General features: G+C 49.4%; 1 protein-coding gene, 3 rRNA genes and 1 pseudogene. All 5 read right to left on the bottom strand.

All coding sequences use genetic code 11. From position 1 onward, the window contains the following. A partial coding sequence (locus U472_RS17285) for a CcdB family protein (RefSeq protein WP_245684834.1) occupies positions 1–175 on the bottom strand: 175 nt, incomplete at its 3' end. Continuing rightward, positions 164–307: pseudogene (locus tag U472_RS17785) on the bottom strand (sugar-binding domain-containing protein); the annotation flags it as partial. The gene U472_RS17285 and the pseudogene U472_RS17785, both read right to left, overlap by 12 nt. Before the next feature lie 95 nt (positions 308–402). Beyond that, positions 403–518 (bottom strand): 5S ribosomal RNA (gene rrf / locus U472_RS16040). A 53-nt stretch (positions 519–571) separates the two neighbouring features. Continuing rightward, a 23S ribosomal RNA gene (locus U472_RS16035) occupies positions 572–3,536 on the bottom strand. 123 nt (positions 3,537–3,659) lie between these two features. Further along, positions 3,660–5,203, bottom strand: a 16S ribosomal RNA gene (locus U472_RS16030). The 16S, 23S and 5S rRNA genes sit together here, the layout of an rRNA operon. Between the last annotated feature and the right edge of the window lie 6 nt (positions 5,204–5,209).

Genomic DNA, 5,209 nt, shown 5'->3' with positions numbered 1-5,209 from the left:
CCGGGTAAAGTTCACGGGAGACTTTATCTGACAGCAGACGTGCACTGGCCAGGGGGATCACCATCCGTCGCCCCGGCGTGTCAATAATATCACTCTGTACATCCACAAACAGACGATAACGGCTCTCTCTTTTATAGGTGTAAACCTTAAACTGCCGTACGTATAGGCTGCGCAACTGTTGGGAAGGGCGATCGGTGCGGGCCTCTTCGCTATTACGCCAGCTGGCGAAAGGGGGATGTGCTGCAAGGCGATTAAGTTGGGTAACGCCAGGGTTTTCCCAGTCACGACGTTGTAAAACGACGGCCAGTGAATTGTAATACGACTCACTATAGGGCGAATTGGGCCCTCTAGATGCATGCTCGAGCGGCCGCCAGTGTGATGGATATCTGCAGAATTCGCCCNTNTGGCAGTGACCTACGCTCCCACAGAGCTGCCCCTGCAGTACAATCGGCGCTGGAGGACTTAACTGCTGTGTTCGAAATGAGAACAGGTGTGACCCCTCCGCAATTACCACCAGAAATATTAAATTGAAAGATTGTACTTTCAAAATTGCATAAATAGATTACAAATCTAGATTAAGTCCTCGACCTATTAGTATCGGTCAGCTGAGAATGTTACCACTCTTACACCTCCGACCTATCGACCTGATAGTCTATCAGGGGTCTTACTAGATTAACTCTATGGGATATCTCATCTTAAGGTCAGTTTCACGCTTAGATGCTTTCAGCGTTTATCTGGTCCGTACATAGCTACCCAGCAATGCCATTGGATGACAACTGGTACACCAGAGGTACGTCCATCCCGGTCCTCTCGTACTAGGGACAGATCCCTTCAAATATCCTACGCCCACGACGGATAGGGACCGAACTGTCTCACGACGTTCTGAACCCAGCTCGCGTACCGCTTTAATGGGCGAACAGCCCAACCCTTGGAACCTGCTTCAGCTCCAGGATGCGACGAGCCGACATCGAGGTGCCAAACCTCCCCGTCGATGTGAACTCTTGGGGGAGATAAGCCTGTTATCCCCGGGGTAACTTTTATCCGTTGAGCGACGGCAATTCCATACTCTACCGTCGGATCACTAAGCCCGACTTTCGTCCCTGCTCGACCTGTATGTCTCGCAGTCAAGCTCCCTTCTGCCTTTACACTCTTCGTGCGATTTCCGACCGCACTGAGGGAACCTTTGGGCGACTCCGTTACTCTTTAGGAGTCGACCGCCCCAGTCAAACTGCCCATCTGACAATGTCCCAGCACTGGATAACAGTGCATGGTTAGAATTCCAGCAAAATAAGAGTGGTATCCCACCTGTGGCTCCACCGACACTAGCGTGCCGACTTCAAAGCCTCCCACTTATGCTGTACATATTGTACCAAAATTCAATATCAGACTGCAGTAAAGCTCCACGGGGTCTTTCCGTCCTGTCGCGGGTAACCTGCATCTTCACAGGTACTACAATTTCACCGAGTCCTTCGTTGAGACAGTGCCCAAGTCGTTGCGCCATTCGTGCAGGTCGGAACTTACCCGACAAGGAATTTCGCTACCTTAGGACCGTTATAGTTACGGCCGCCGTTTACTGGGGCTTAAGTTCAATGCTTCGAGCTAAACTCTAACACATCCCCTTGACCTTCCAGCACCGGGCAGGCGTCAGCCCCTATACATCGACTTACGTCTTAGCAGAGACCTGTGTTTTTGGTAAACAGTCGCTTGGGCCCAGTCACTGCGGCCTCTTCGAGCTTGCACTCTAATGAGGCGCCCCTTCTCCCGAAGTTACGGGGCAATTTTGCCGAGTTCCTTAACGAAGGTTCTCTCGCGCGCCTTAGAATTCTCATCTCGTCTACCTGTGTCAGTTTGCGGTACGGGCACCATTTACCTGGCTAGAGGCTTTTCTTGGCAGTGTGGAATCAACTACTTCGCTTCCTTAGAAGCTCCCGGTCACACCTTAGAGTTAATGATAGTCCGGATTTACCTGGATTATCCTCCTAAGTGCTTCGACTTGGCAAACCGTTGCCAAGCTAGCATATCCTCCTGCGTCACCCCATTGCTCATAGCGGTAAAGAGGTGGCATCGGAATTTTAACCGATTTTCCATCGCCTACGCCTTTCAGCCTCGGCTTAGGTCCCGGCTTACCCTGAGCGGACGAGCCTTCCTCAGGAAACCTTAGACTTTCGGCGGATAGGATTCTCACCTATCTTATCGTTACTCATGCCTGCATTATCACTTCTATACAGTCCACAGCTCCTTACGGTACTGCTTCAATCCATATAGAAAGCTCCTCTACCATCTTTCGATCCGTAGCTTCGGTGATGAACTTAAGCCCCGGACATTTTCAGCGCAAGACCACTCGACCAGTGAGCTATTACGCACTCTTTAAATGAATGGCTGCTTCTAAGCCAACATCCTGGTTGTCTATGCAATCTCACATCCTTTGCCACTTAGTTCATACTTAGGGACCTTAGCTGACGATCTGGGTTGTTTCCCTTTCGACTATGAAGCTTATCCCACATAGTCTGACTCCCAAGATAAACAAGCTCAGCGTTCGGAGTTTGACTGGATTCGGTAACCTAAGAAGGCCCCTAGTCCAATCAGTGCTCTACCGCCAAGTTGCAATTACTTGAGGCTAGCCCTAAAGCTATTTCGAGGAGAACCAGCTATCTCCGAGTTCGATTGGCCTTTCACCCCTATCCACAGCTCATCCCATAGCTTTTCAACGCTAATGTGGTTCGGGCCTCCACACGTTCTTACACGTGCTTCACCCTGGCCATGGATAGATCACTCGGTTTCGGGTCTATGGCAAGCGACTTAACGCCCCGTTAAGACTCGCTTTCGCTACGGCTACACCTTCAAAGCTTAACCTAACGCCACTTACCATAACTCGCAGGCTCGTTATGCAAAAAGCACGCCATCAGACTGATTATATACGTCCTCTGACTGCTTGTAGGCACACGGTTTCAGATTCTATTTCACTCCCCTTCCGGGGTTCTTTTCACCTTTCCCTCACGGTACTAGTTCACTATCGGTCGCTAGGGAGTATTTAGCCTTAGGAGATGGTCCTCCTAACTTCCCACGAGGTTCCACGTGACTCATGGTACTCAGGATACTATCTAGTTTACTTTTACTTTTCACTTACAGGACTTTTACCTTCTGTGGTGTAACTTTCCAGCTACTTCAGTTAAATAAAAGCAATACTATGATGTCGTTATGGCGACATCTGATAGTCCTACAACCCTATAATAGCAACACCCATAAGTTTGACACTATTATAGTTTGGGCTATTCCCCTTTCGCTCGCCGCTACTTAGGGAATCGCGTTTGCTTTCTTCTCCTTGAGTTACTAAGATGTTTCAGTTCACTCAGTTCCCCTCTTAAAGCTATGAATTGACTTTAAGATAATAGAGTATTAACTCTATTGGGTAATCCCATTCGGAAATCCTTGAATCAAAGTTTGCGTGCAACTCATCAAGGCTTATCGCAGCTTACCACGTCCTTCATCGGCTCCTAGCGCCAAGGCATCCACCGTGCGCCCTTAATAACTTAATCTAGACGCTTGTGTAATCTATTTTTGCAATTTTCAAAGTACAATATTACTAAGAGAATTTAGCCTCTCAAAACTAAACAATGCAGTTTGACCAAGTTCGACTGGAGTTATTATAGACTCCTTAGAAAGGAGGTGATCCAGCCGCACCTTCCGGTACGGCTACCTTGTTACGACTTCACCCCCCTTACCGAACGCACCTTCGGCGTCTCCTTCTAAAAGTTAGGCCGACGACTTCTGGTGCCCCCGACTCGGGTGGTGTGACGGGCGGTGTGTACAAGGCCCGGGAACGTATTCACCGTGGCATTCTGATCCACGATTACTAGCGATTCCAGCTTCATGCAGGCGAGTTGCAGCCTGCAATCCGAACTGAGACTTACTTTAGAGATTAGCATCACTTCACAGTGTAGCAACCCTCTGTATAAGCCATTGTAGCACGTGTGTAGCCCAGAACATAAGGGGCATGATGACTTGACGTCATCCCCACCTTCCTCCGCGTTTTTCCGCGGCAGTCTCCTTAGAGTCCCCACCATTATGTGCTGGCAACTAAGGATAGGGGTTGCGCTCGTTACGGGACTTAACCCAACATCTCACGACACGAGCTGACGACAGCCATGCACCACCTGTCACCTGTGTTCCCAAAAGGGAAGACTTTCGATTAAGAAATAGTCACAGGGATGTCAAGTTCTGGTAAGGTTCTTCGCGTTGCATCGAATTAAACCACATGCTCCACCGCTTGTGCGGGCCCCCGTCAATTCCTTTGAGTTTCAACCTTGCGGTCGTAATCCCCAGGCGGGATACTTAATGCGTTAACTGCGGCACCGAGGGGGTCGAACCCCCCAACCACCTAGTATCCATCGTTTACGGCTAGGACTACCGGGGTATCTAATCCCGTTTGCTACCCTAGCTTTCGTACCTGAGCGTCAGGAGTAAGTTAGAAAACTGCTTTCGCCATTGGTATTCTTCCTAATATCTACGCATTTCACCGCTACACTAGGAATTCCGTTTTCTTCTCTTATCCTCAAGTCTACCAGTATCAAAGGCAGTTCAACAGTTGAGCTGTTGGATTTCACCTCTGACTTAATAGACCGCCTGCGTACCCTTTACGCCCAATGATTCCGGACAACGCTTGCTCTCTACGTATTACCGCGGCTGCTGGCACGTAGTTAGCCAGAGCTTCCTCCAAAGGTACCGTCAACTATAGCTGGTATTAGCAACTAAAGTATTCTTCCCAAAGGACAGAACTTTACGACCCGAAGGCCTTCATCGTTCACGCGGCGTTGCTCCGTCAGACTTTCGTCCATTGCGGAAGATTCCCCACTGCAGCCTCCCGTAGGAGTCTGGGCCGTGTCTCAGTCCCAGTGTGGCCGATCACCCTCTCAGGTCGGCTACCCATTGTTGCCTTGGTGAGCTTTTACCTCACCAACAAGCTAATGGGACGCAGGCTCATCTTTAAGCGATAGCTAAGAAGAAGCCATCTTTGCTCGTAAGAGATTATTAGGTATTAGCTCCTCTTTCGAAAAGTTATTCCTAACTTAAAGGTAGATTACCCACGCGTTACTCACCCGTCCGCTACTCTACTTGTTTTCCGAAGAAAACTTTCGCGTTCAACTTGCATGTGTTAAGCACGCCGCCAGCGTTCGTCCTGAGCCAGGATCAAACTCTAAGGGCGAATTCT

The organism is Orenia metallireducens (genome assembly GCF_001693735.1).
Classification (GTDB): Bacteria; Bacillota; Halanaerobiia; order Halobacteroidales; family Halobacteroidaceae; genus Orenia; species Orenia metallireducens.
This window is presented reverse-complemented; position numbering and strand designations above follow the sequence as displayed.